Genomic DNA, 24,895 nt, shown 5'->3' on the forward strand with positions numbered 1-24,895 from the left:
AGTGTGAACTCGTGCGACTAGCATGGCTAAATCGAACTCCGATAGCAATGGCCTCCGGCAGGATCAACCGGAATGGTCCTGAGCGTCATACTCAGTGGGTCTGGCGGAGACGTCGCATGATAGCGACAATGTCGTGTTGAGGTGTCGACAGACTATCGGCTGTCAGGGCTCACGTCAGACCCCATCGTGTACGGCGGACCGCAGGGGTGGAGTCCTCATACTGGAAACGACGCCGTCATCGGCGAGCAAAACGTGGCTCGGGGGGCCGAGCACGGCTCACCTTGGCGTCTGCATAGCGAACCCGGATGAACCGGGTTCGCCCTTCGCGTTCCAAGCGAAGCACCGTCTACATATAAGGCCTTCGAACCAGGCCCGTCAGGCCCGGGTCGAAGCCCGCGACGGCGTTCACATTACTACGAAAACCCCGGATACGTTTAAGCACATCGAAATCGACTCGCCGGACGGGTTCGCAAATCGAAGATAATCCCCGATGATTGGTAGTATCTCGCAATGGACCGTTTCGGGGAATCGGCGAACGAGCGCCGAAAGGAACTGTGCCATTGAAACCGGGAAACGAACGGTTGCGACCGGGAACATCCGGTGGTCGAAAACGAGTCCGGCCATGCACGCGCGTAAGAAAACAATGGACGGCCCGTTCGGACGGAACGCTCTTTTCGTCGCGGGCCGATACGCCGGGCGTGGGAACGATACTCGGAATCGAGACGACCGCTGGGGTCGTCCTCGCCGGCGACCGCCGATACACCCACGACGGGACGACGGCGAGCGACGGCGTCCAGCGCGTCCACGACTTCGACCGGGCGGGAGTGGCCGCCGTCGGCGACCCCGGCTCGATACGGCAGTTCGCGAGCCGCGTGGAGTCGGAGCTCCGGTCCTACGAGACGGAGCACGACGAATCGATGGCACTCGACCGGCTCACCCGCACGACCGCCGACGTCGCCGCCGACGAGGGCGTCGACGCCATCGTCGCGGGTCGCACCGCCGACGGGAACGCCGAACTCCGCGAGGTCGGCAACGACGGGGGCGTCCTCGTGACCGAGGCCACGGCGCGGGGCAGCGGAGCGACGGTCGCCGTGGGACTCCTCGAAAGCGGTCCGGACGCCGAGGAACTCGACGACGTCGAAGCGTTCGCCCGCGAGACGATGGCGACCGTCGCGAACCGCGACGCCGGGACGGGGGACGAGGTGGACGTCTACCGACTCCCGTCGGTCGACCGGGACGACGCCACGACCGGCGAGTGACCGGTCGTTAGCGACTACACGTGTGGAGTGCTAGCTCCCGTTAGAGCTATCTCGTCGTTCGGCGAACCTCCGCCGGGGGAACGACGAATGGCAATCGACACGATAGAGGAGGGCAAAGCAGAGGCGCTCGAAACGGGGTTCCGGGGGACGATTCTAACTCCGGACGACCCGGAGTACGACGGTGCGCGGGAGGTGTGGAACGGAATGATAGACGAACGACCGGCACTCGTCGCGCGGCCGACGGGAGTCACGGACGTGCGAGCGGCGGTGGCCTTCGCACGCGAGCACGGCCGTTCCGTGGCGGTCCGGGGCGGCGGTCACGGGGTCGCCGGGACGGCCGTCGCCGACGACAGCGTCGTGGTGGATCTCTCGGGGATGACCGGCGTGCTCGTGGACCCGGACGAGGGCGTGGCGCAGGTCCAAGGCGGCGCGACGTGGGGCGACGTCGACCACGAGACCCGGTCGTTCGGGCTCGTCGTCCCGGGCGGCGTCGTCTCGACGACGGGCGTCGCGGGGCTGACCCTCGGCGGCGGCTACGGGTGGACTCGCCGGCTGTGGGGGCTGACCTGCGACAGCCTGCGTGCCGCCGAGGTCGTCACCGCCGACGGCGAGGTCCGCCGGGCGAGCGCCGACGAGAACGAGGACCTGTTCTGGGCGCTCAGGGGCGGCGGCGGCAACTTCGGCGTCGTCACGTGCTTCGAGTTCGACTGCCACGAACTCGGCCCGGAGGTGTACTTCCTCGGGACGTTCTATCCGCTCGACGACGCCGAGGACGTGATTCGACAGTGGCACGAGTTGGTCGACGATGCGCCGCGCGAGGTCACGGCCGACGCCGTACTCTGGACGGCTCCCGACCACGCGCCGTTCCCGGAGGAACTCCACGGAACGCCGTTCGTCGCCACGATGGGGATGTACGCCGGCCCGGTCGAGGACGGCGAGGAGGCGATGGCGCCGCTCCGGGAGCTGGCGACGCCGCTGCTCGACATCAGCGATCCGATGCCGTACGTCGCGGTCCAGTCGATGCTCGACGAGTACTTCCCGAGCGGCGACCGGTACTACTGGAAGTCCCACTACCTCCCGGACCTGAACGAGGACGCCGTCCGGACCATCACGGAGTACGCCAGACGACGACCGTCGGCGCGCTCGATAATCCCGATTCGGTCCCGCGGTGGCGCAATCGCCGACGTCGACCCGGAGGCCACGGCGTTCGGCGAGCGCAGCGCGCCCGTCCTGCTCAGCATCGACGGGACGTGGGCCGACCCGGCCGAGGACGAGGCGAACGTCGAGTGGGTCCAGTCGTTCTGGGACGCGATGCAACCGCACTCGACGGGCGAGGAGTACGCCAACTTCGCCATGTTCGACGCCGAGGAGGAGCGGGCGTCGTTCGGCGGAAACGCCGAGCGGCTCCGGGAAGTGAAGGCCCGCTACGACCCGGAGAACATCTTCCGGCACAACGCGAACGTCAGGCCGAGCGAGACGGCGTAGGTCGGGACCGTTCGGCGTCGGACGAGCGCTGCGGCGGGAGCGACGCGCCGGACCCGGCCTCCGGACGACCGCCGAGCGCGGCCAGAACGTCCCGAAGGTCGGCGTCGCCGCCGTTCTGCTGGAGCAACTCCACGGCGCGCTGGACGCCCGCGACGCGACGACGGAGGCGGTCGCGGCGTTCGAGCGCCGCCTGCTTGCCCTCCGCGAGGGCGACGCGTCCCTCGCTGACGGCCTCCCGCGACTCTTCGAGCACCGCCACGACCTCGCGCTTTCGCTCCACGCCGACCCGAACGTCGGCCAGTGCGCCGCGAACGTCGGTGGTTCGGTCCATGACCGCACCGACGACCTGCTCGCGGTTAGTCCTGCTGGCGACCACCACCCCGGCCGTCAGAGCGGCTGCCAGGTACGCGGGGAGTCGTTCAGGCGCTCGCAGCCGTCCTCCGTGACGACGACGAGGTCCTCGATGCGGACGCCGAACTCGCCGGGCAGGTAGACGCCGGGTTCGACGCTGAACACCATGCCGGGTTCGAGTTCCGTCTCGTTGCCTTCGACGACGTACGGCTCCTCGTGGACGTCGAGGCCGACGCCGTGGCCCGTCCGGTGGACGAACCGGTCGCCGTACCCGTAGGACTCGACGACCTCGCGGGCGGCGCGGTCGACGGCCTCGGCCGGGACGCCCGGTCCGGCCGCCTCGACGCCAGCCCGCTGGGCTTCGAGCACCGCGCGGTGGACGCGGTCGAACTCCTCGGGCGGCGACCCGGCGAAGACGACTGTCCGCGTCTGGTCGCCGGGGTAGCCGTCGACGAACGCGCCGAAGTCGAGCACGACGGGGTCGCCGTACCCTATCTCGCGGTCGCCGTGGCCGTGGTGCGGTTTCGCGCCGTTCGGGCCGGAGCCGACGATGGTCTCGAAGGCGGGGTCCTCGCCGCCCGCGTCCGCGAGACGCGACTCGATCTCCCGCGCGAGTTCGGCCTCCGTCGTTCCGACGGCCTCCTCGCCCAGTTCGCGGACCGCGACGCAGACCTCGTCGGCGACCCGACCGGCCTCCCGGAGGGCGTCGATTTCGGCGTCGTCCTTCCGGGCGCGCAGCGGGGCCAGCACCTCGCTGGCGAGGCCGAACTCGGCGTCGGGCAGCGCACTGCGGAGGTCCTGGGTGAACAGCGCCCACATGCGGTCGTCGAGCAGCAGGCGGCCGTCGGCGACGGCGAGGTCCGTCGCGGCCTCGCGGACGAGTTCGCGCGGGTCGTCGCCGTCGCTCCAGGTCCGCACGTCGTCGACCCACGACGCCTCGGCGACCTGTTCGTCGTACATCTCCGGAACGACGAACGCGGGGTCGCCCGTCGCGGGCACGAAGAGGAGGAGGTGGCGCTCGCCGGGGTCCTCGCGGAAGCCCGAGAGGTAGAAGAGGTTCGTGCTCGGGAACAGGACGACCGCATCGGCCTCGACCGCCCGGAGTCGCTGCTGGCAGCGCCGCGTTCGCTCCTCGAACGCCTGGGTCATGGGCGGAGCCACGCGCCCCGGGAGGTAAAAGCTCCCGTCGCGGGCGGAAGGCGGGTCAGTCGCGCCGTCGGATGCGAGCGACGCTGGTGTCCCCGGAGGAGGGGTCGACGTGGACGTTGAACGCGTCGCCGTCGCCCTCGGCGCGGACGATCCAGGTGTTGGCGGCGCGATACGGCTCCTCGGTGACGGACGCGTCGTCGTGGCCCTCCGCTTCGAGGGCGTCCCGTGCGACGGCGACGGCCTCCTCCGCGGTCTCGACGGCGCGCTCGCCGGAGGCCCGGACGGTCATCACCGGCACGTCGGCCCGGCGGACGACGCGCTCGGCGACGCTGCCGAGCAGGACGCGGCCGACGCCGGTCCGGCCGCGAGTACCCATGACGACGAGGTCGACGTCCTCGTCGTCGACGTATTCGAGGATGCGGTCGGAGGGGCGGCCGTCCTCGATTGCGGTGACGACGTCGACGCCCGCGTCGTCGGCCCGGTCGACCAGGGCCTCGGTCGCCTCCCGGCCTTCGACTTCGAGTTCCTCGCGGGTGGCGTCCGAACGCTCCAGTCGCTCCGTGCCGACGACGTACAGCGCGTGGACGGTCGCGCCGTACTTGCCGGCGACGTCGATGGCGTGCTTCGCCGCTTCCCGCGTCGCGGTGCTACCGTCGGTCGGGACGAGAATCCGGTCGTACATCGGGGGAGACTACTCCCGCCGGAGTGAAAACTGGTGTGGACGGGGACCGCGCTCGGGAGCGGTGTCCGCGGCAAGGTGACATAAGTGAGGGGCCGTCGTAGCTCGGTCGCCATGCCGCGCCAACGAATCGCGGAGTTCGGGGTGGACTCCGTGCAAGTGCTCGCCGAAGACGGCACCGTCGACCGGGAACTCGCGCCGGACCTCTCGGACGAACGGCTGCGCGAGGCGTACCGGCAGATGAAACGCTCGCGGCGACTGGACGAGCGCGCCATCGCGCTCCAGCGCCGCGGAGAACTGGGAACGTACGCCCCCGCCATCGGCCAGGAGGCGGCACAGGTCGGGAGCGCGCTCGCGCTCGCCGACGAGGACTGGATGGTTCCCTCGTTCCGCGAGAGTGCCGCCTTCCTCACGCGGGGCGCGTCGCCGCACGCGCTGCTGTGGTACGCGATGGGGATGGAGGAGGGGGCCGAGATTCCGGACGAGAACCGCGACATGCCGCCGGCCGTCCCTGTCGGAACGCAACCGCTCCACGCCGCCGGAATCGGATGGGGACAGGAACTCGAAGGCGAGGACGCCGCCACCCTCACCTACTTCGGCGACGGCGCGACCAGCGAGGGCGACGTGTACGAGGCGATGAACGTCGCCGGCGTGTTCGACGCCCACGTCGTCTTCCTCTGCCAGAACAATCAGTACGCCATCTCGACGCCCCGGGCGCAGCAGACGCGCACCGAGACGCTGGCGCAGAAGGCGGTCGCCGCCGGCATCGAGGGCGTGCAGGTGGACGGCAACGACCTGCTCGGCGTCTACGGCGTCGTCAGCGACGCTCTCGAACGGGCGAGGGCCGGCGACCCGGTGTTCGTGGAGGCGCTCACCTACCGGCTGTCGATGCACACCACCTCGGACAACCCCGCCGTCTACCGCACGGAGGATGAGGAAACGGAGTGGGGGCGTCGCGGTCCGGTCGAGCGGTTCGAGGCGTACCTCCTGGAGGAGGGCGTGCTCGACGACGAGGCGGTGGCGCGGATAGACGAGGAGATAGAGGCGGAACTCGCCGACGCCATCGAGCGCGCGAAGGCGGGCGAGGCGGACGTCGACCCGGCCGACATGTTCGAGTTCGCCTACGCCGACCCGCCGCGGTCGGTCGAGCGCCAACGGGAGGCGTTCGAGCGTGGCGAGTGAACTCCGCATCGTGGAGGCCGTCCGCGAGGCGCTCCGCGAGGAACTCGCGCGCGACGAGTCGGTGGTCGTCTACGGCGAGGACGTCGGCGTCAACGGCGGGGTGTTCCGGGCGACGGAGGGCCTCATCGACGATTTCCCCGACCGCGTCGTCGACACGCCGCTGGCGGAGTCCGCCATCATCGGTCTCGGCGTCGGACTGGGCGCGTCCGGCTTCACGCCCGTCCCGGAGATACAGTTCCAGGGATTCCTCTACCAGGGGTTCCACCAGCTCCAGCAGCACGTCGCCCGCATCCGGAGTCGGACCCGCGGCCGGTACGGCTGTCCGATGACCGTTCGGACGCCGTACGGCGGTGGCATCCGGGCGCTGGAACACCACTCGGAGAGCTTCGAGGCCGGGTTCGCCAACGTCCCCGGCCTGAAGGTGGTCGTCCCCGCGACCCCGTCGGACGCGAAGGGGCTACTGACCGCCTCGATACGGGACCCCGACCCCGTCGTGTTCATGGAGCCGACGCGGCTCTACCGGGCGACCCGCGAGGACGTGCCCGACGGCGACCACGTCGTGCCGCTCGGCGAGGCCCGGACGGTGCGCGAGGGCGACGACGTCACCGTCGTCGCGTGGGGCGCGATGGTCCGCGAGGCGACGGCTGCCGCCGAGGACGCGGACGCGAGCGTCGAGGTGCTCGACCTCCGCAGCATCGTCCCGCTGGACGACGACGCCCTCGTCGAATCGGTGCGGAAGACCGGCCGGTGCGTGGTCGTCCACGAAGCGCCGCGCACCGCGGGGATGGCGGCCGAGATAATCGCCCGCATCAACGACGAGGCGTTCTACCACCTCGAGACGGCGGTAGAGCGCGTCACCGGCTACGACGTTCCGTACCCCCTGTTCGCCCGCGAGGACGACTACCGTCCGGACGCCGACCGCGTCCTGGCCGCCGTCGAGCGCACGCTGGACGGGTAGGGAATCGACGGCGACTTCGAGGCGTCACCGGTCGAGGCGGCCGACCTCAGTAGTTCTCGCGTTCGATGGCGTCGAGATGTTCCTGGAGGCGGTCGAACTTCGACGGGTCGACGAAGGCGTACTCAGCGCCGCCGAAGAACGAGTCGGGGACCTCCGCGCCGGTCAGCAGGAGGTCCGGGTCGGCGTCGACGTGGTTCACCTTGTCCATCGGGATGACCCGGGCGCGCTCCCCGGCGTCGAGACAGACGACGGCGTCGTCCTGTATCAGGACGCCGTCGAACTGCTGGGCCTCGTACTCGTCCACCGCGAACACGGTCGGTCGTTCGGTAGTCACAGGAGTTACCACGCACGGCGACCCAATAAAGGGCGATGGACGCGACCGAACTCGACCGCCGACTCGAGGAGGCGTTCGACGCGCCGCCGGGCGCTCGCCGCGTGGTCGTCCGGCAGGCCGGCGACCTCGCCGATTCGGGCACGTACCGGAACGACGCGGGCGCGGAACTCACGCCAGCGGCGGTGGTCGAGCACCTGCGGGACGCCCCGGACGACCGCTCGCTGCCGGAGCGCTGGAACTGGTGGATGGGGTCGCTCGAAATCGCCTACGGCGGGTACGCCGAGTTCGAGATTCGCCGCTGGTACGGGGAGTGACGCTACGTCCCGGGCATCTGGCCGGTCATCGTCAGGTAGGCGAGGCCGAACTGGACGGCGTTGAACAGCCCGTGGATGACCGCCGGGACGACGAGGTTCCGGGTGTACTCGTACGCCGCGCCGAGGATGGGCGACAGGACGAACAGGATGGCGAGGTACGCGAGTTTTCCGCCCGCACCGCCCTGCAGCGAGAAGACGTGGACGAGCGCGAAGATGAGACTGGCGACCGCGATGGCGACCCAGCGACCGTACGCCTCGCGGAGTCGCTCCTGGACGACGGCCCGGTAGAGGAGTTCCTCGCCGGGACCGATGAGCAGCAGCGAGAGCGGAATCAGGATCAGGAACACCGTCGGGTCCTGCTCGCCGATCTGGGTTATCTCGTTCTGGGCCGACTGGATGCCGAGCGACGACAACAGCACCGAGACGGCGACGAGGCCGCTGTAGAAGACGACGAAGCCGCCGACGGTCCAGCCGAGGTCGCGGAGCGTCGGAACGCGGGCCTTCACGTACGAGAGGCCGCGCCCCGTGTACCGGAGATACAGCAGCGCGAACAGACCGAAGCCGACGCCCTGCCCCATGACGACCGAGAGACCGATGAGGAGCGACGGGCTGTCGAGTACGGGAACTCCCGCGGCCGCGAGGACGAGGCCGGCCACGAGGACGACGGCGACGGCGAACGCGTACCCGCCGACGCCCAGGCCGACCGCGGCCAGGAGCGCGCGCGAGCGTCGGTTCGATAGAGCTGTCATCCTGTGAGGTTTCGGAGCCACGACTGTTAAACCCCCTCGGAGTCGTACCACGCGACGGTTCGCCGGACGCCCTCGCGGTACCCCACTCGCGGTTCGAACCCCACGTCCTCCCGAATCGCCGCGCCGCTCATCGTCACGTCCGTCGCGAAGACGTGGAGGATGTCGGCGACAGCGCGGACCCGGTCGCTGAACAGCGCCGCGACGCGGACGACCCACGGCGGCAGGCCCCAGACGCGGCCGTCCGTGCCCGCGGCGTCGTACGCCCGCCGGACGAACTTCCGGACCGTCGTCGGCTCCGTCCCGACGGTGTACCGGCGGTTCTCGGCCGTCTCCTCGCCCGCGACGGCGAGCAGCGCGCGCGCCGCGTCGGCCACGTAGACGAACTCGTGCGGCACGTCGACCGGCGCGGGGAAGACGACGCTGTTACCCGCGACGGGGCGGGCGAACAGCGGTCGGACGAGGTCGTTGGTCACGTACGGGCCGTAGAAGTCCGGCAGGTGGACGACGGTCGTCGGGAAGGGCGCGTTCGTCAGCACCGCGTCCGTCTCGGCTTTCAACCTGGCGAGTCGCGACGGCGGGTCGAACGGCGTCGTCGGCGTTATCGGCGGGTCCGGCGAGCCGAACACCCAGGTGTTCCCGGGGAAGACGAGATGCGGGCGGTCCTCGCCGACGGCGGTCACGAGCAGCCTCGCCGCCTCGACGTTCTGGTGGTAGCGAGCGATGGGGAAGTTGACGCAGTGGACGACGACGTCGACGTCGGCCACCGCACTCCGCACGTCGATGGGCGTCAGCGCGTTCCCCTCCGCGACCTCGACCGGCGCGTCCGGGAACCGGTCGCGGAAGCGGTCGGCGTTCCGCACGAAGACGCGCAGGACGTCGTCCGCCCCGAGTCGCGGGTCCGCCTCGGGCACGTCGTCCGGTTCCGACGCCCGACTTCCGAGAATCTGTTCGACGACTGCACTGCCGATAGCGCCCGTCGCACCCGTGACGAGATATCTCAACCCTTCCACCCTCCGAGCGTGGGTTCGGCGGCGTCCGTGGTGTGCTTTGCCCTCGTGTGGCCGAGCCTACCGCGGTAGTCGCTCCTTTCCACGGACTGGAGCGGGGGCGGCCCCGGCAGGTGCGCCGGCGGTCGTCAGAGCCGTCGGGCCAGGTCGGTCAGCCGCGCCGACCCGCCGCCGACGACGGGGTCGCCGTGACCGGGACAGACCACCGCGAGCGAGGGTTCGCGACCGGCGAACCGCCGGATGCTCCGGTGCAGTCGAGCCACGTCGTAGGAGTCCCACCACCTCGGCGGCGTCAGGTCGCCGTCTTGCTCCCAGACGAGGTCCCCGAGCAGGCCGACGCCGAGCGCCTCGTGGACGTAGACCGTGTGTCCGGGGTTGTGCCCCGGCGTGTGGTGGGCCGTGAACCCGCCGACGCGCTCGCCGTCGGCGACCGGGCGGACGTCGAGCGTCGCCGGGAGCGAGACGAGTCGGCGCGCGACGCGGTGGAACGCCCCCTTGTGGTGGAGCCACGGCGGGTCGTACGCGCCCGCGACGAGCGCGGCGTCGCGCTCCCCGACGTGGACCGGCGCGTCGAGGGCGAGGTCCCGGAGACCGCCGACGTGGTCCACGTCGTAGTGGGTGACGAGCACGCGGTCCACGTCGGCGGGGTCGTAGCCCGCGTCCGCGAGTTCGCTGGGCAGGCCCGCTCGCGGCAGGCCCGCGTCGACCAGCGTCACCTCGCCGTCGTCGACGACGAACGCGTTCGCGCCGAAGACCGGAACGTCGGCGAGTTCAAGCAACCACACCCCGTCCGCGAGTCGCCTGGCCATACCCCCGATACGGCGCTGAGCGGCTTAGTCCTCGTGCCGAGGCGACCCGGGTCGGCGGTCGTCGGCGACGGTGCGGTCGTACAGCCGCGAGACGAGGGCGTCGGCGACGAGGAAGGCGAGGAACGCGACGCCGATCCAGGTCCAGCCCCGGGGCGAGAGCGGGACCACGTCGAAGAAGACGTGCAGGGGCGTGTAGAGGACGAGCAACTGGAGCGCGAGCGTCACCAGTATCGCGCCGACGAGCCAGCGGTTCGAGAAGAATTCCTGGTCGTATCGCGAGCGAATCGACTGGATGCGCACCATCTCGATGGTGACGAGGAAGGTGAACAGTAGCGACTGGGCGACGACGAGGTCCCGGGTTCTCGACAGGCCGAAGAAGAACAGCGCGAGACCGGTGACGGTCATCAGCGCGCCAATGGTCAGGATGGAGACCATCATCCGGGTGTCGATGACCGGTTCGTCGTCGCCGCGGGGGGAGCGGTCCAGGACGTCGTCGGCTTTCGGGTCGGCCCCGAGCGCGAGCGCGGGCAGGCCGTCCGTGACGAGGTTGACCCACAGCAACATCACGGGCGTCAGGACGAGCGCCTCCGACCGACTGGCGAACGCTCGCGGAAAGAGGACGGCACCGACGAGCACGCCGACGAACACGACGAGCACCTCGCCCGCGTTCGCAGACAGCAGGTAGTTGACGAACTTCCGGACGTTGTCGAAGATGCCCCGTCCCTCGGCGATGGCGTCCCGGATGGTGACGAAGTTGTCGTCCTGCAGCACCACGTCCGACGCCTGCTTGGCGACGTCGGTGCCGCGGACGCCCATCGCCACGCCGACGTCGGCGTTGCGCAGCGCCGGCGCGTCGTTGACGCCGTCGCCCGTCATCGCGACCCTGTGGCCGTTCTCCTGTATCGCCCGCAGGATGGTCACCTTGTGTTCCGGTTCGACGCGGGCGAAAATCTCGACCGACCGAACCGCCTCGGCGAGTTCCGCGTCCGATAGCTCGGCCACCTCGGCGCCCGTCATCGCGCCCTCCGGGTCGAACCCGATATCCTCGCCGATGGCCGTCGCGGTCGCGAGATTGTCGCCGGTCACCATCACGACCCGGATGCCGGCCCGCCGGCAGTCCGCGACCGCCTCGCGCACCTCCGAGCGGGGCGGGTCGAGCATCCCCTGGAGGCCGAGGAAGACGAGGTCGTTCTCGATGGCGTCCGCGTCGGCGTCGGCGTCCTCGACCGTCCGGCACGCGAACCCGAGGACCCGGAGCGCGTCGCCCGCGAACGCCCGATTCTCGTCGAGGACGGCCTGCCGGCGCTCGTCCGTCAGTTCGCGCACCTCGCCGTCCGCCACGATGCGGTCGCAGCGTTCGAGTACGGTCTCGGGCGCACCCTTCACGTACGCCGTCGGGGCGTCCGCCGCGCCGGGAAGTCCGCAGCCCTCGTCCGCGACGACCGTCATCCGCTTGCGTTCCGAGGAGAACGGAATCTCCCGGAGCCGTTCGTGGTCGCCGTCGAGACCGGCTTTCGCCGCCGCGACGAGCACCGCGACCTCCGTCGGGTCGCCGTAGTACTCCTCGTCTTCCGAGTCGGGCGCTCGCTCGGCGTCGTTACAGACCGCGCCACAGCGCAGCAGCGGCGCGAGACGGTCGGGGTCGACCGCCTCGCCGTCCCGGCGGAACTCGCCGTCCGGTTCGAGGCCCGTGCCCGTCACCTCGTACGTCGCCCCGCCGAACGAGAGCCGTCTGACGGTCATCCGGCTCTCCGTGAGCGTCCCCGTCTTGTCGGTGACGATGGTGTCGACCGAACCGAGGCTCTCGACGACCGGCAACCGACGGACGAGCGCGTTCCGGTCGAGTAGCTTCCGGGAGCCGAGCGCCAGCGTCAGCGTCACGACGGCCGGTAGCCCCTCCGGAACCGCCGCGACCGCCAGCGTGATGCCGGTGAGGAGGATGGTTATCGGGCCGGCCGACGTGAACGAGAGCTGAATCAGCGTCACGAGGAAGACGAGCGCGACGACGCCGTAGCCGATGCGCCGGCCGAGGCGGTCGACCTCCCGCTGGAACGGCGTCTCGGTATCCTCGGCCTCCCGTAGCTGGGTCGCTATCCCCCCGACCTCGGTGTCCATCCCCGTCTCGACGACGACCGCCGTCCCGCGGCCTTTCACCGCGTTCGTGTTCATGTACACCATGTTGGTCCGCTCGGCGAGCGGCGCGTCCGGGTCGGTCGTCCCCGGCTCTTTGGAGACGCTGGTGCTCTCGCCGGTCAGCGCCGCCTCGTCCGTTTCGAGATTCGTCGCCGACAGCAGACGCGCGTCGGCCGGTACCGCGTCACCCTGTTCGAGGAACACGACGTCCCCGGGGACGACCGCCGACGCGTCGACGGTCACCTTCTCGCCGTCGCGAAGGACGGTCGCGTCGGGCGAGGATAGCTTCCGGAGCGCCGCCATCGACTGCTCGGCGCGATAGTCCTGGACGAACCCGAAGACGCCGTTGGCGACGAGGATGAGCGTGATGAGCGTCGCGTCCACGTAGTTGGGCTCCTCGCCGGGGAGGAGTCCGACGCCGAGCGACAGGAGCGCGGCGAGGACGAGCAGGTAGACGAGGAAGTCCTGGAACTGCGCGACGAACAGGGAGAGCGGCGACACCGACTCGCCGCGTCGTATCACGTTGCGGCCGTACTCGTCGCGCCGACGCTCGGCCTCGTCCGCCGTCAGGCCGTCCTCGTCGGTCTCCAGTCGGTCGAAGACGCCGTCGAGCGACGCGCTGTGCCACGACGTCACGGTCGCCTCTCGGTCGTCAGATTCCAGTCGTTCCATTGCTCGTCTAAGTCCACGTCCGCGCTGTCGCCCGCCCGTCCCGGAACCGGGCGGGGAGTCCGTCGCCGTCCAGGTCCATCGACGGCCACCTCCGAAGAACTACCGGAGGCCGACCGCCGGCCGCGGGCGACCCGTCCCCGGGTCGCGCGACCCCGCGTCGGGACGCGACCGGCGCGGGACGGGGATTGTCACACACCGATAATCGAGGTCCAAGTATATGCCTGTCCACGGCGTAGGAGAAAACAGGTGGAAACAATGGCGAACCAGCGCGAACGGACTCGACCGGAGTTGACGCCGGACCTCGTCTTCGACATCCTCCGTGACCAGCGTCGCCGGCACGTGCTGGCGTACCTGTTCGGCGAACGTCGTCCGGTCCCGCTCGACGAACTGACGCGGGCGGTCGCGCGTCGGGAGTTCGACTCGCCCCCGGACAGCCTCGACGACGACCGCCTGGAACGGGTCTGTATCTCGCTCGTCCACACGCACCTGCCGAAACTGACCCAGGCGGGCCTGCTCGAGCGAAACGCCGACACCGACACCGTCGAACTCACGGACCGGGTGGCGTCGCTGGAGGCGGACCTCCGGTTCGCTATCGACGAGGACCTGGAAGAGCACTACGTCCCCTGACCGCCGACGGGTCCGCGGCGACGTTCCGGACGGAGGAGCGAAGGCGCGACGATTCCGGCACGCGAAGGACGGGGAGTTGATTCCCGTCTCCGGGTCGAAGCGGTAGCCGTGAGGGCACCCGAACGTCCGGCGGCGGACGACGACGGCGAACCGACCGCGACGCGTTCGAACCTCGAACCATGACCGACACCACAGCATACGAGCAGGACGTCGGCGCGTACGAACGGATTCTCGTTCCGACGGACGGGAGCGCGCCGTCCGACCGAGCGGCGAGACACGCGACGGCCCTGGCGGCCGCGTTCGACGCGACGCTGCACGTGCTTCACGTCGTCGACGCGCGCCGGTACAGTTCGGGCATCGCCGACCTCGACGACGTCGCCCGCGAGCAGGAAGACCGCCTCGAAGCCACCGGTGAGAAAGCGGTCGCGACCGTCGCCGAACGGGCCGACGACGCGGGCGTCGCGACGGTCTCCGACGTCGTCACGGGCGTTCCCTCGGCAGCGATTCTCGACTACGTCGACGATTACGACGTCGACCTGATAGCGATGGGCACCCACGGACGGACCGGTCTCGACCGCATACTGGTCGGCAGCGTCACCGAGCGCGTGCTTCGACAGGCGGACGTGCCCGTGCTGAGCCTCCGCGCGACCGGGACCGACGACGGGACCGGGACGCCGACCGAGTACGACGACGTGCTCGTCGCCACCGACGGCCGCGAGGGCGTCAGCCCCGCGGTCGCTCACGCGCTGACCGTCGCCGAACGGTACGACGCGACGGTCCACGCGCTGTTCGTCGTCGACGTCCGGAACGTGCTCGTCGACGACGACGTGTTCCCGGAGGCGAACGTGAACGCCCTGGCGGCGCTCGAAGACCTCGGCGAACGAGCGACCGACGCCGTCGCGGCGGCCGGAGCGGAGCGCGGCGTCGAGGTGACGACGACCGTCCAGCAGGGCGTCCCGTCGTCGACCATCCGCGAGGTCGCGGGCGAGCGCGGCGCGGACCTGATAGCGATGGGCACCCACGGACGGTCGGGGCTGGAGCGGTACCTCGTCGGCAGCGTCACCGAGACCGTGCTGCGCCACACCGACGTGCCGGTGCTGTCCGCCCGCCGGACGGACGCGAAGTGAGCGGACCTGTCCGGGAGCGAACCGGTTCTCTCACCAGTATTTTCGGCCTCCGTGAGGTTTGGGGCAAAGACAAAGGAGAACGAAACTCGACACTGGCGTGTATGCCAGACTACGCGAGCGACGCGCTCGTGAGTGCCGACTGGGTCGCGGACCGACTGGAGGAGTTCCAGAGCGACGACCCCGAGTATCGCCTCGTCGAGGCCGACATCGACTACGACGAGTCGTACGCCGAGGAACACATCCCGGGTGCGGTCGGATTCCGGTGGGGCCCGCACCTCCAGGACTCGTTCCAGCGCGACATCCTGAAGAAGGCCGACTTCGCCGAGAAGATGGGACAGGCCGGCATCAGCGACGACTCCACGGTCGTCCTCTACGGCGACGAGTGGAACCAGTGGGCGGCCTACACCTACTGGCAGTTCCGGTACTACGGCCACGACGACGTCTACCTGCTGGACGGCGGCCGCAAGTACTGGCTCGACAACGACTACGAGACGACCGACGAGGAACCCGACTTCCCGGCCCAGGAGTACGACGCCGGCGGCCCCTACGACGGAATCCGCATCTACCGCGAGGGCGTCGAAGACGCGCTGGAGATAGACGTGCCGCTCGTCGACGTGCGCTCCGCCGAGGAGTACCGCGGCGAGAAGATAGCGCCAGAGGGCAGCCCCGAGACCGCCCAGCGCGCCGGCCACATCCCGGGCGCGACGAACATCACGTGGAAGGAGAACGTGAACGACGACGGGACGTTCAAGGACCCCGACGAACTGCAGTCGCTCTACGACGAGCAGGGGATCACCGACGACAGCGAGGTCGTCACCTACTGTCGCATCGGCGAGCGCTCCTCGATAACCTGGTTCACGCTGCACGAACTGCTGGGCTACGACGACGTGCGCAACTACGACGGGTCGTGGACGGAGTGGGGCAACCTCATCCGCTCGCCCATCGAGACGGAGGTCGACGACCCCGCCAGTCGCGCGAGCAAGGGGTAGTCGCGACCCGGTCGCCGAGCCAGCGAACCGCGAACTCGTTTTTCCGGCCGATTTCAGGACGGCGAGGACTCGCAGGCGACCGACCAGTCGGTCTCGGAGGCCGCAGCGAGTCGGCGGTAGAGCGCCGCCAGCCCCTCCGAACTGGTGTCCGGCAGGACGTGCAACTCGACGGAGCCGTTCCGGACGACCGCGGTGAAGGTCGTGTCGAGTTCGTCGTCGTGGACGAGATACACCGGCGCCGGCAGGTCGAACCAGTCGCCGAACGTGTAGGCGTCGCCCGCGAGCACGCCCTCGACGAGGTCCGCCAGTTGCGCCTCCTCGCGGTCGGCGTCGGGCGAGAGACGGAAGATAGTCTCGCCCTCGTAGGTGACGCCGCCGCTGCGAGGGTACCGTCGCTGCGGACGGTGCGGAATCGTGAACGTCGGCTCCTGCTCGGACATACGTGCCAGCCCGTGACGTACCGGAGTATGCCCTCGTCCGTTAAATAGTTCCGGACCAGGAACGGACGAAAATCGCCGCCCCGGAGACTATCACGACGGCGGCGACGTGGCCCACGAGCGCGAGGACGAGGAACGGCTCCCCCCGGACGAACGGCACGAGCACGAGCTGGAGCAGGGCGAACGCGACGGTGAGGACGTCCACCCGGCGGAAGTCGGTTCCGGCCATCGACTCGTCGGAGTACCGCACCGCCACCCAGAAGCCGACGACGCTGGCCCACCACGCCGTCCCGATGCGGTAGCAGACGTCCCAGAGCACCAGCAGCGTGAAGTAGACGGCCGGAAGCGGCGGCTCCCGACCGAGCAGTTCGACGAGCAGCGGCGTCCCGCCCTGCCGGGGGTCGTAGACGAACAGGTACGTGACGAGCCCGACGAACGACAGCAGGCCGAGCACGACCTCAATGCGCGACCCGAACAGGAGTCCCCGGTAGGCAGCCGGCGTCTCCAGCTCCCGGATGCTGCGCCCGAGCGTGAGCATCAGCGCGCTTCCCGCGGTAGCGACGACGACCGCCGCCGTGCCCGCCAGCACGCCCTGCCAGAGGTCGTACGCCCACGCGAGCGCGAGGAGCGCCCCCTCGAACAGCGCGAACTGGACGACGACCGCCGCCCAGTCCGGCAGGTCGACGCCCGGGACGGCGTCGACGATGCCCTCGTACGTCCAGAGCCGGGTCGCCTCCTCGAGCTGCTCCTCGTTCGTCATGCGACCGCCCGCTCGACCGCCTCGTCGAACGGCGTCAGGTCCACGTCCACGAGCGACCGGATGCGGTCGTCGTCGACGACGGTACGCGTCTTCAGTCCGCGGATGAGGGGATGTGCGACGTCCCGTGGGACGTCGGTCACCAGGTCGACCCAGTAGGCCGACAGCCGCGGCGTCAGCACCGGGACCGACACCATCGTCGGCGAGTGGCCCAGTATCTCGGCGGTGTGCTCGACCATCTCGCCGTAGGTGAGCACGTCTGGACCGCCGACCTCGTACGTCTCGCCGGCCGTCTCGGGAACGTCGAGCACTCCGGCGAGGTAGGCGACCATATCGTCGACCGCGATGGGCTGGCACTCGGTCCGCACCCACTGCGGCGTGATCATCAGCGGGAGCCGCGCCGCGAGCTGGCGGACGATGCGGAAGCTCGTGCTACCGTCGCCGACGACGATGGCCGCCCGGAGGACCGTGAGGTCGAACTCGCCCGTACCGAGGACGTACTCCACCTCGCGACGCGACTCGAGGTGGTCCGACAGCGTCGCGCGGTGACCGCCGAGACCGCTGAGGTAGACGACGCGCTCGACGCCCGAACCGCGAGTCGCCGCGACGAAGTTGCGCGCCGCCTGCCGGTCCTCCCGCTCGAAGTCCTCGCTCCTCCCCATCGAGTGGACGAGGTAGTAGGCCGCGTCGACGCCCTCGAAGACGCCCTCCAGGCTCTCGCGGTCGTTCAGGTCGGCCTCCAGAACGTCGACGCCCGCCGGCGGGTCGTAGTCGGAGGCGTCCCGCGTCAGCGCCACGACGTCGTGACCGCGCTCGACCAGCGCCGGGAGGAGGTGACTCCCCACGAATCCCGTGGCTCCAGCGACGAGTACTCTCATCCACTGAAATATCGGACGGGGAACACTCAAAAGCTGTCGGGCAATCACGTTTGGCTCCCGGCGGGGGGACCGTCCGGCCAGAGCGGGCCGACGCCCACAGCCGTGAAGGGGCCAGCGGCCCCCTGTCCGGGCATGGACCTCTATCTCGTCGCAGTGGCGCTGCTCGTCGTCGGCGTCGTCGGCAGCGTCGCTCCGCTGGTCCCGGGCGTACCGCTCTCGCTCTCGGGCGTCTATCTCTACTGGTGGTCGACCGACTTCGGCGCGCCCGGTCTGGCGTTCGTCGCGACCGCGACGGTCGTCGGTGCCGCCGCGTTCGCGGCCGACTACTTCGGCGGGGCCGCCGCCGCCCGCGCCGGCGGAGCGTCGCGGCTCTCCGCGGTCGTGGCGGCGGTCGTCGGTGTCGTCGCGCTGCTCCTCACCGGTCCGGTCGGGATGCTCGTCGGCGTCACCGGGGCGGTCTTCGCCGTGGAGGCCGTCCGCACGCGGAACGCCCGTCAGGGCCTTCGCAGCGGCGTCTACGCCGCCGTCGGGATGCTCGCCTCGGCGCTCGTCCAGTTCCTCGTGACCGCCGCCGTCCTCGTCGGCTTCCTCGCCGTCACGCTGCTCTGAGCGTCCTCGCCCGGGTCGAACGAACACCCGGACTTTTGACGCTGGCCGTCGTCGCCCGGTGTCATGAGAGCGAACGCGTCCCTGCCCGTCGCGCTGGCCGCGCTGGTGGTGCTGGCAGGGTGTTCGGGAGTGGGGTTGCCGGGCGACGGGACGACGACCCAGGAGGCGCCCCGGACGACGGACGTCGAGGAGAACGTCTCCGCGGCGTTCGTCGTCGACGGCGAGCGCGTCCCGGTGACGCTCGAGGTCGCCAACGCGCCCGAGGAGCGCAGTCGCGGACTGATGTATCGCCAGTCGCTCCCGCGGAACCACGGCATGGTGTTCGTCTACGGGCAGGCGGCCCCGCGGACGTTCTGGATGAAGAACACGCTCGTCCCGCTGGACATCGTCTTCGTCGCGGCGAACGGGACGGTCGTCGACGTCGCGCACGCCGATCCGCAACCGAACGCCACCGACGCGGAACTCAGGCGCTACTCCAGCGACGCGCCCGCGAAGTACGTCGTCGAGATGCGACAGGGGTTCGCCAACCGCACCGGCGTCGGCCCCGGGGCGGAACTCGCGTTCAACGAGTCGCGCCCGACGACCGAAAGCTGACTTTTCTTGCTGCAACCGAGCTGGTAGTTCAGAAGCGTTACCACTGCTCACGGAGAAACCACGGTATGGAACTGCGACCTGCGACCGAAGCCGACACCGGAGCGATTCGCCGAGTCGCATCACGAGCGTGGCGAGCGACCTACGACGACCTGCTCGACGAGGAGACCATCGAGGAGACGGTCGCCGACTGGTACGCCGACGAGACGCTCGCGTCGGCGTTCGACAGCCCCGGAACCGCGTTCGTCGTCGCTACCGAAGACGACGACGTCGTCGGGTTCTGTCACGGCGTCTGCCAGGACGACGAGGGGTACGTCCTCCGGCTGTACGTCGACCCGGACCACCAGGGTCGCGGCATCGGGACCGCGCTACACGAGCGCCTGCGCGACGACCTGCTCGATTTCAACATGCGCCGCATGAAGGCGATGGTGCTCGCGGGCAACGAGGCCGGCAACGCGTTCTACGAGGGTCTGGACTTCGAGAAGACCGACGAGGGGGAGGTCGAACTCGGCGGCGAACGGTACGCGGAGAACGTCTACACGCTGTCGTTCACGGGCGAGGAAGCCTGACCCGACCCCCGGAACACAAAACATTTACCGCAGGTGGCGCTGTCTCCGTCTACCTCGGGTAGGGGTACGCGAGGTTCATTCTTCGGTGACCGCATCGCCAGTCGCGTCCATCCCCGACGACTCGCGGTCGTCGGCAGTCCCCGTCGCGCTCTCCGTCTCGTCTCCCCGACCGCGGGCCGCTCCGCCCGGCGCGACGGCCGAACCCCCGGCCGACCATCCTTCGCCGGTCCACTCCCGTTCGAACAGCCGGTAGGCGCTGGCGAGGTTGACGAGCACGTCGCGTTTCTCGGCGCCGTCCGTCATCGCCTGGGCCGTCGCGTGGACGACCTGCGAGTACTGCACCGTGTCCTGGCCGACCCTCCCGACGTACTCCGAGCCGAACTCGCCGCTCCGGAACGCCGCCCGGACCGCGGCGCGCTGGTAACGCTCCAGGAGTTCGAACAGTCGCCAGTAGTCGACGTCCTCGCGGCGCGCGTCCACCACGGCCGACAGCAGGCGGTGCTCGAAGTGCGCCTCCGGGGACGCCGGTAGGTCCGTCTCCCCGTCCAGACCGAGCGCGTCCAGTATCTCCTCCGTGTCCTCGTCCCTCATGTCCCCTCCCTGTGAGGTCAGTGTCTTTACTATTTCGGATGAACGGGCGGAGTCGAAAAGACCGGCGTGTCGACGCGCTACTCGAGGTCCCGGAACGCGCCGACGAAGTCCTCGTGGTCGCTGAGGCTCGCGCGAGCGTGGTCGACCTGCTGGCGGAGCTGGTGGACCTCCTCTATGAGCGCCTGATACTCCTCGCTCTGGCTGAGCTCCTCGGCGTCCTTCTCGGCCTCCAGGACGGCCTTCTTCGAGACGAGCGCGAAGTACTCCTGGAGCTGTCCATCGTAGTCGACGCGGGTCAACATCCCCTCGACCACCTGATGCAAGTCGTCTTTCAACACTGGCTTGACAAGGTAATCGTCGAAGCCCATGTCGAGGATGTCGAAGTCGGGTTTGACCGCGGTCACCATCACTACCCTGGTAGAGAGGTCCTGGTCCCGGATCTCGGAGAGAACTTCGTCGCCCGAGAGACCCGGCATCCGCCGGTCGAGCAACACGACGTCGACGCCGTCGTCGAGCAGTTCGAGGGCACTCTCTCCCTCGTATGCGCTTCGTACGTCGTAGTCGTTCTCGAGCCACGTCGTGTAGAGGTCTGTCACGTCTTCCTCGTCGTCCACGACGAGAATCGTAGGGTCGTCAGCAGCCATGATTTGAGTTGACGGATTCGGGTATTTCCAACCTGTACTGGTCGCTAATGAATCATTCGCCATGGCATCTTTATATCTTGCGGTTGTGGAGTATCCGAACTATTAGATATAGAACTTCTTTTACTTCCGTTCCGGTGATACGACCGGAATAAATAACACGCTGGAGCGTGAAAGCTCGAACGGTATGTCCGAAACCAGTGGTCGTTTTTGCTGGACGCACCAGTGACGAAACGCCCGAGGAACGATTCGAGCGGCTTCTAGCACTGCCACCGAGCGCGAAACTGGTCTACCGGGTTCTCCAGGAGGAAGCACCCCTGACCCAGCGGCAGGTACGGGAGAACGCGCTGTTGCCCGCCCGGACGACCCGCGACGCGCTGACGAAACTGAAAGACAGGGGGCTGGTCGAGGAGGGACTCTACGCGCCCGACGCTCGCAAGCGGCTGTACGCACCGCTTCCCGTGAACCGGCCGGAGGACGTGCCCCTCTAGCCGCTCCTCCACCAGGGTCTCGCCGCGACAGCGGGCGACGACGCCCCCGAACGCGACCGGCCGGCGGGCGACACGCGGACTTTGATACGGTACCACGTCGTCTCTCGGAGCGGTAGAACCATGTCCCGGAACGACCGCGACGACCCCGACGGTGGACGACGACCACGGCTCGAGACGAACGAACGCTGGCGGCGTCTGCCCGAGACGCCGGGTGAGCGAGAGCCGCGACGACGGACGGCCAACGAGCCGGTGCCACGGTTCGACCGCCCGGCGAACCCCAGCCCCGCCGAACTGCGCGCCGTACTCCGGTCGCTGGAGCGACGGCTGGCGGACGCCGAGTCGAAGCTCGAAGCCCTGGAGGCGGCTGTCGACGCCCGGCGCGAGAACGCGACGAACAGCGAAGCGCTGAGAGCGTGTCGGATGTGCGGGCGCGTCTGCGTCCGCTACGGGGTCGACGAGCGGTGTCCGTACTGCGACAAGGGACGGCTGTGCCCGCTGTAGGTCGTCCCGTCGGACGTTCACTCCGGCGTCGAGAGTCCGTGGACGTTCTGCTGGAGGCGGATGCTCGCGGTGAGCAGGAACGCGCCGACCATCACGACGAAGACGCTCTGGACGCTCCGGGCGACGACGTGGCCGACGCCGAACAGCGTGGCCAGGTCCGCGACCCCGAGCAGTCCGGTGCAGACCAGCACCGGAACGAGATGGCGGCGAAGCGTGTCGACGGGCGTCCCCCGCGTCAACGACTCGAGTCGCTCGGCGAAGACGACGCCGTAGGTGGCGAACGCCAGGCTTCCCGCTCCCTTCACGAGCGCGGCCACCGCCCCCTGGTCGATGAGCAACACGACGACGAGTTCGACGAGGATGACGCCGACGAACCCGGTCTCTATCCGTCGTAGTCGGGCAAGCGAGACGTCGCGGTCCCCCGGCGGCGGTGCCAGCGCGCTGTTGTAGTACAGTTCTCGCATCGCGAAGGCCAGAAAGACGGTCGCGAACAGGAGCGCCGCGTGCGAGAGCGCGACCAGCGAGCGGGCGTGGACCGCCGCCCCGAGCATCACGGTCAGTCCGTGCGTCGTTCCCGCCACGCCGAGCAGCGTCAGGTAGCGCCAGAACGGTCGCTGGGACTCGAGCCGGTCGAGCTGTCGGTTCCGGAGCGCGTAGACGGCGAAGATCGCCGAGGAGACCGTGAGCAGGCCCGCCCCGACGAACTGCACGACGCCGGCGCTGACCTGCGACTCGACGTGCCCGAGCGGAACGACCATGTCTGGCCCAACCTGGCACGGACATTACTTAAGCGATTCGACCCGTCCCGCCGAGCCGGTGGAGACTCCCCGGTCGCCCGACGGCCGAAGGGCCTACAGGTAGTCCGTCCAAACCGATAGCCATGTCGAGCGACCTGACGACGGACGACTTGCCGGCCGACTTACCGCCGGAGAAACGCGACTCCATCGAGCGCGTCCGGGCGCTGAGTACGGTGATGGACGACGCCATCCGGGTGCCGGGCACCGACTACCGGTTCGGGCTCGACCCCGTCTTGGGGCTGCTCCCGGTCGGCGGCGACGCTCTCTCCGCGGTGATATCGCTGTACATCGTGCTCGAGGGGTACCTGATGGGCGTTCCCCAGGACAAACTCGCCCGGATGGTCGGGAACGTCGTTCTCGACGCGGTCGTCGGATCCATCCCGGTCCTCGGGACCCTGTTCGACGCGTTCTGGAAGGCCAACGTGCGCAACGCTAACCTGCTGGAAGAGCACGTCGAACAGTACGCGTAAGCGTCGCTGCGCCCTTCGGCTTTAGACGTACTCGAACGCCGCGACGCACCCGGCGTGCGTCGCCGTTTCTCGACCGGCGTCGTCGGTCGGGATAATCCCCGGCAGGACCGTCGTACTCTTCTCGACCATCGCCGTTCCGAGTTAGGGCGACGCACGACCCCCGGCTCGCGTCCGTTCGGTTCGCTGTCCGAGCTTTCGAGACGGTTCTAACGCGGCGGTCGGTGAGCGGCCCGGGTGAGAACGCCGTCAATCCCGGTCGCCGAACGCGACGTGGGCGAGCGAGAGGAGGCCGAACGCGGCGACGACGAGCGCACCCCACTGACCGGTCCCCAGGACCGTCATCGGCGGAACGCCGAGCCAGGACAGCAGGACGACGACGATGCCTGCCGCGGTGCTGTGCCGGTAGTAGTCGAGCCACTGCGTCTCGGTCTCCGCCGGTTCGACCTGCTCTCCGTCCTCGTCGTCGGACACGTCGAGGTAGGGGTCGAACTCGTCGGCGAGGACCCCTCGTTCGACGATGCCCCGGCTCTGGTTGTAGTCGATGACGCCCTCCTCGTCGAGTTTCGGGAGGTGAGACTGGTAGAGAGCGATGTACACGCGCTGGCGTTCGTCGGAGGAGAGCGCGGCCACCGTCGTGTCGTTCTCCCACGCCGCCACCTGCTCGGCCAGCGCCCGCATCTCCACCGGCTCCTCCCGGTCTTTCAGGTAGCGGAGCGCGTCGCGCCGGCGCTGGGTCTGGAGGATGTGGAATATCTTGTCGCGGGAGAGCGACGCCTGAGCGTCCTCCCGGTCGTCGACCGACCGGGACTGTGGCGCGTCTGACGAGGCGCTCATAGGTTGCCCGGATACGGCCTCGGTGCCTGCCCTGACTCGCCGTTCAAGCAGCGATTACCGGCGGACGTCCACGCCGTCCAGCGCGTACGGCGCAGTAATCTGTCGTTTCCTCGTTCGCGTGCCATGGAGTTCAATAGCACTGCAGCATTTTATAAAGATACTGGGTCCTAACGACGGATAAACGGGTATTCTATCTTTTGGCCAACTACGCTCGGCTTCGCCGACAGCGAGACGGCCGTCACCCACCTATTAATAGCCGTCAATCGAACGTTACGCCGAATGGCGAACTTCGACAGGCCGGAGTACCGCCGCGTCGTGCGCCGTCTCGCGAGCGACGTGGACGCGCGCGTCGAATCCGGAATGAGCGTCCGGGCCGCCCTCTACCGCTCCGTGGGCGATTGTGTGGTCGACCTCTGGAACAGCGAAACATCGTTGCGGATCTGTGAGCTCTCCGAGAAGGAACCCGAAATCGACGTCGTCAACGACGTGGTCACCGAGGACGCGACCGACACGCACGCCGACTACGAGGTGTTCATCCGGGCGATGGCGTTCTCCGTGCTCGCCCAGGACGTCCGGGAGACGTTCGAGAACACCGTCGCCGTACGGTCGGACGACTCCGACGCGCTCCGCGAGTAGGGGAACCGACGACGGGCAGTAGCTTTACTCCGGGCGACTGTGTAGGGACTCCATGGCCGTCGATACTCCAGACGACGAGTTCGACGAATGTGCGAACTGCAACAGCCTCGTCGATACGAGCGACGCCCACCCCCGCGTGACGGTGCGGCGCAACGTGACCGCCAACGACGTAGAGCGAGTCGACTGTCACTTCTGCAGCGACGACTGCCTCGACGAGTGGACCGGCGCGTTCCCGGAGTGAGACGGGAACCGGGAAAAGTGAGACGGGA

The 24,895-nt window shown here is 69.1% G+C and carries 31 protein-coding genes and 1 rRNA gene; 16 read left to right on the forward strand and 16 right to left on the reverse strand.

Annotated elements, in window-relative coordinates:
- Positions 1–74 (reverse strand): 16S ribosomal RNA (locus ACTF4R_RS11625); the annotation flags it as partial.
- Between the two features lie 624 nt (positions 75–698).
- On the opposite strand from ACTF4R_RS11625, the gene ACTF4R_RS11630 reads away from it, so the two are divergent.
- Positions 699–1,259 carry an Ntn hydrolase family protein gene (locus ACTF4R_RS11630; RefSeq protein ID WP_440008000.1) on the forward strand — a complete coding sequence of 187 codons (561 nt, stop codon included), beginning with the start codon at positions 699–701 and terminating at the stop codon, positions 1,257–1,259.
- Between the two features lie 87 nt (positions 1,260–1,346).
- The gene (locus ACTF4R_RS11635; RefSeq protein WP_440008002.1) at positions 1,347–2,744 is read left to right on the forward strand and encodes an FAD-binding oxidoreductase; all 1,398 of its coding nucleotides are present in this window, start codon (positions 1,347–1,349) and stop codon (positions 2,742–2,744) included.
- Here ACTF4R_RS11635 and ACTF4R_RS11640 read toward each other — a convergent pair.
- From ACTF4R_RS11640 to ACTF4R_RS11650, 3 genes are read right to left on the reverse strand one after another with little or no spacing between them, the layout of a single operon-like run.
- The gene (locus ACTF4R_RS11640) at positions 2,722–3,075 is read right to left on the reverse strand and encodes a hypothetical protein (RefSeq protein WP_440008003.1); all 354 of its coding nucleotides are present in this window, start codon (positions 3,073–3,075) and stop codon (positions 2,722–2,724) included. The genes ACTF4R_RS11635 and ACTF4R_RS11640 overlap by 23 nt on opposite strands.
- A gap of 56 nt (positions 3,076–3,131) precedes the next feature.
- On the reverse strand, positions 3,132–4,244 hold the full coding sequence (locus ACTF4R_RS11645; protein ID WP_440008005.1) for a M24 family metallopeptidase: 1,113 nt from the start codon (positions 4,242–4,244) through the stop codon (positions 3,132–3,134).
- A 55-nt stretch (positions 4,245–4,299) separates the two neighbouring features.
- On the reverse strand, positions 4,300–4,926 hold the full coding sequence (locus ACTF4R_RS11650; protein WP_440008006.1) for a universal stress protein: 627 nt from the start codon (positions 4,924–4,926) through the stop codon (positions 4,300–4,302).
- A gap of 111 nt (positions 4,927–5,037) precedes the next feature.
- On the opposite strand from ACTF4R_RS11650, the gene pdhA reads away from it, so the two are divergent.
- Both pdhA and ACTF4R_RS11660 read left to right on the forward strand, forming a co-directional pair.
- Positions 5,038–6,105, forward strand: coding sequence for a pyruvate dehydrogenase (acetyl-transferring) E1 component subunit alpha (pdhA, locus tag ACTF4R_RS11655; RefSeq protein WP_440008007.1), 1,068 nt, complete (start codon positions 5,038–5,040; stop codon positions 6,103–6,105).
- Positions 6,095–7,063, forward strand: coding sequence for an alpha-ketoacid dehydrogenase subunit beta (locus ACTF4R_RS11660; RefSeq protein ID WP_440008009.1), 969 nt, complete (start codon positions 6,095–6,097; stop codon positions 7,061–7,063). Before pdhA ends, ACTF4R_RS11660 begins: the two co-directional genes overlap by 11 nt.
- A gap of 46 nt (positions 7,064–7,109) precedes the next feature.
- Here ACTF4R_RS11660 and ACTF4R_RS11665 read toward each other — a convergent pair whose 3' ends face one another.
- A complete protein-coding gene (locus ACTF4R_RS11665) occupies positions 7,110–7,397 on the reverse strand; it encodes a hypothetical protein (RefSeq protein WP_113276693.1) in 288 nt (95 codons plus the stop codon).
- 35 nt (positions 7,398–7,432) lie between these two features.
- On the opposite strand from ACTF4R_RS11665, the gene ACTF4R_RS11670 reads away from it, so the two are divergent.
- Positions 7,433–7,711 (forward strand): WNWW family protein, encoded by a 279-nt coding sequence (locus tag ACTF4R_RS11670; RefSeq protein ID WP_440008011.1) that lies wholly within the window; start codon positions 7,433–7,435, stop codon positions 7,709–7,711.
- A 2-nt stretch (positions 7,712–7,713) separates the two neighbouring features.
- Here the strand turns inward: ACTF4R_RS11670 and ACTF4R_RS11675 are convergent, their stop codons facing one another.
- From ACTF4R_RS11675 to ACTF4R_RS11690, 4 genes are all read right to left on the reverse strand, one after another.
- The gene (locus ACTF4R_RS11675; RefSeq protein WP_440008012.1) at positions 7,714–8,460 is read right to left on the reverse strand and encodes a CPBP family intramembrane glutamic endopeptidase; all 747 of its coding nucleotides are present in this window, start codon (positions 8,458–8,460) and stop codon (positions 7,714–7,716) included.
- Between the two features lie 26 nt (positions 8,461–8,486).
- A complete protein-coding gene (locus tag ACTF4R_RS11680; protein ID WP_440008013.1) occupies positions 8,487–9,461 on the reverse strand; it encodes an NAD-dependent epimerase/dehydratase family protein in 975 nt (324 codons plus the stop codon).
- Positions 9,462–9,595: 134 nt separating this feature from the next.
- Complete coding sequence (locus ACTF4R_RS11685) at positions 9,596–10,276, reverse strand: MBL fold metallo-hydrolase (RefSeq protein WP_440008015.1); 681 nt, start codon at positions 10,274–10,276, stop codon at positions 9,596–9,598.
- A gap of 24 nt (positions 10,277–10,300) precedes the next feature.
- Positions 10,301–13,081 (reverse strand): cation-translocating P-type ATPase, encoded by a 2,781-nt coding sequence (locus ACTF4R_RS11690; protein ID WP_440008016.1) that lies wholly within the window; start codon positions 13,079–13,081, stop codon positions 10,301–10,303.
- A gap of 255 nt (positions 13,082–13,336) precedes the next feature.
- On the opposite strand from ACTF4R_RS11690, the gene ACTF4R_RS11695 reads away from it, so the two are divergent.
- The 3 genes from ACTF4R_RS11695 to ACTF4R_RS11705 all read left to right on the forward strand — a co-directional run bounded on the left by ACTF4R_RS11695 (position 13,337) and on the right by ACTF4R_RS11705 (position 15,824).
- Positions 13,337–13,708 carry a DUF7344 domain-containing protein gene (locus tag ACTF4R_RS11695; RefSeq protein ID WP_440008017.1) on the forward strand — a complete coding sequence of 124 codons (372 nt, stop codon included), beginning with the start codon at positions 13,337–13,339 and terminating at the stop codon, positions 13,706–13,708.
- 179 nt (positions 13,709–13,887) lie between these two features.
- Positions 13,888–14,835 (forward strand): universal stress protein, encoded by a 948-nt coding sequence (locus ACTF4R_RS11700; RefSeq protein WP_440008019.1) that lies wholly within the window; start codon positions 13,888–13,890, stop codon positions 14,833–14,835.
- Between the two features lie 101 nt (positions 14,836–14,936).
- Entirely contained in the window at positions 14,937–15,824 is an 888-nt protein-coding gene (locus tag ACTF4R_RS11705; protein WP_440008021.1) for a sulfurtransferase, read from the forward strand.
- A gap of 53 nt (positions 15,825–15,877) precedes the next feature.
- On the opposite strand, the gene ACTF4R_RS11710 is transcribed toward ACTF4R_RS11705, so the two are convergent.
- From ACTF4R_RS11710 to ACTF4R_RS11720, 3 genes are read right to left on the reverse strand one after another with little or no spacing between them, the layout of a single operon-like run.
- Positions 15,878–16,264: a hypothetical protein gene (locus ACTF4R_RS11710; RefSeq protein WP_440008022.1), complete on the reverse strand. Its 387-nt coding sequence runs from the start codon at positions 16,262–16,264 to the stop codon at positions 15,878–15,880.
- A gap of 40 nt (positions 16,265–16,304) precedes the next feature.
- On the reverse strand, positions 16,305–17,021 hold the full coding sequence (locus ACTF4R_RS11715) for a DUF7530 family protein (protein WP_440008023.1): 717 nt from the start codon (positions 17,019–17,021) through the stop codon (positions 16,305–16,307).
- Positions 17,018–17,896: an NAD(P)H-binding protein gene (locus tag ACTF4R_RS11720; RefSeq protein ID WP_440008024.1), complete on the reverse strand. Its 879-nt coding sequence runs from the start codon at positions 17,894–17,896 to the stop codon at positions 17,018–17,020. Before ACTF4R_RS11720 ends, ACTF4R_RS11715 begins: the two co-directional genes overlap by 4 nt.
- 132 nt (positions 17,897–18,028) lie before the next feature.
- Between ACTF4R_RS11720 and ACTF4R_RS11725 the strand changes: the two genes are divergently transcribed.
- The 3 genes from ACTF4R_RS11725 (at position 18,029) to ACTF4R_RS11735 (ending at position 19,665) form a co-directional block, all read left to right on the forward strand.
- Entirely contained in the window at positions 18,029–18,505 is a 477-nt protein-coding gene (locus tag ACTF4R_RS11725; protein WP_440008025.1) for a DUF456 family protein, read from the forward strand.
- A gap of 63 nt (positions 18,506–18,568) precedes the next feature.
- Positions 18,569–19,099, forward strand: a complete 531-nt coding sequence (locus tag ACTF4R_RS11730) for a DUF192 domain-containing protein (protein ID WP_440008026.1) — start codon at positions 18,569–18,571, stop codon at positions 19,097–19,099.
- 65 nt (positions 19,100–19,164) lie between these two features.
- The gene (locus ACTF4R_RS11735; protein WP_440008027.1) at positions 19,165–19,665 is read left to right on the forward strand and encodes a GNAT family N-acetyltransferase; all 501 of its coding nucleotides are present in this window, start codon (positions 19,165–19,167) and stop codon (positions 19,663–19,665) included.
- A gap of 75 nt (positions 19,666–19,740) precedes the next feature.
- On the opposite strand, the gene ACTF4R_RS11740 is transcribed toward ACTF4R_RS11735, so the two are convergent.
- A complete protein-coding gene (locus ACTF4R_RS11740) occupies positions 19,741–20,256 on the reverse strand; it encodes a hypothetical protein (protein ID WP_440008029.1) in 516 nt (171 codons plus the stop codon).
- A 77-nt stretch (positions 20,257–20,333) separates the two neighbouring features.
- A complete protein-coding gene (locus tag ACTF4R_RS11745) occupies positions 20,334–20,900 on the reverse strand; it encodes a HalX domain-containing protein (RefSeq protein WP_440008030.1) in 567 nt (188 codons plus the stop codon).
- 197 nt (positions 20,901–21,097) lie between these two features.
- Here ACTF4R_RS11745 and ACTF4R_RS11750 point away from each other — a divergent pair, with 197 nt between their 5' ends.
- Together ACTF4R_RS11750 and ACTF4R_RS11755 are read left to right on the forward strand one after the other, a co-directional pair.
- Positions 21,098–21,388 carry a hypothetical protein gene (locus ACTF4R_RS11750; protein ID WP_440008032.1) on the forward strand — a complete coding sequence of 97 codons (291 nt, stop codon included), beginning with the start codon at positions 21,098–21,100 and terminating at the stop codon, positions 21,386–21,388.
- Between the two features lie 120 nt (positions 21,389–21,508).
- The gene (locus ACTF4R_RS11755) at positions 21,509–21,889 is read left to right on the forward strand and encodes a hypothetical protein (RefSeq protein ID WP_440008033.1); all 381 of its coding nucleotides are present in this window, start codon (positions 21,509–21,511) and stop codon (positions 21,887–21,889) included.
- Between the two features lie 17 nt (positions 21,890–21,906).
- Here the strand turns inward: ACTF4R_RS11755 and ACTF4R_RS11760 are convergent, their stop codons facing one another.
- Complete coding sequence (locus ACTF4R_RS11760) at positions 21,907–22,647, reverse strand: hypothetical protein (protein ID WP_440008034.1); 741 nt, start codon at positions 22,645–22,647, stop codon at positions 21,907–21,909.
- Positions 22,648–22,769: 122 nt separating this feature from the next.
- On the opposite strand from ACTF4R_RS11760, the gene ACTF4R_RS11765 reads away from it, so the two are divergent.
- Entirely contained in the window at positions 22,770–23,156 is a 387-nt protein-coding gene (locus ACTF4R_RS11765) for a DUF4112 domain-containing protein (RefSeq protein ID WP_440008035.1), read from the forward strand.
- Positions 23,157–23,402: 246 nt separating this feature from the next.
- On the opposite strand, the gene ACTF4R_RS11770 is transcribed toward ACTF4R_RS11765, so the two are convergent.
- Positions 23,403–23,990, reverse strand: coding sequence for a DUF7344 domain-containing protein (locus ACTF4R_RS11770; RefSeq protein ID WP_440008036.1), 588 nt, complete (start codon positions 23,988–23,990; stop codon positions 23,403–23,405).
- 279 nt (positions 23,991–24,269) lie between these two features.
- Here ACTF4R_RS11770 and ACTF4R_RS11775 point away from each other — a divergent pair, with 279 nt between their 5' ends.
- Both ACTF4R_RS11775 and ACTF4R_RS11780 read left to right on the forward strand, forming a co-directional pair.
- The gene (locus ACTF4R_RS11775) at positions 24,270–24,626 is read left to right on the forward strand and encodes a hypothetical protein (protein ID WP_440008038.1); all 357 of its coding nucleotides are present in this window, start codon (positions 24,270–24,272) and stop codon (positions 24,624–24,626) included.
- A gap of 52 nt (positions 24,627–24,678) precedes the next feature.
- The gene (locus tag ACTF4R_RS11780; protein ID WP_440008039.1) at positions 24,679–24,867 is read left to right on the forward strand and encodes a DUF7576 family protein; all 189 of its coding nucleotides are present in this window, start codon (positions 24,679–24,681) and stop codon (positions 24,865–24,867) included.
- Positions 24,868–24,895 lie beyond the last annotated feature (28 nt).

The sequence above is a fragment of the Halomicrococcus pelagicus genome (assembly GCF_051917725.1).
GTDB lineage: Archaea > Halobacteriota > Halobacteria > Halobacteriales > Haladaptataceae > Halomicrococcus.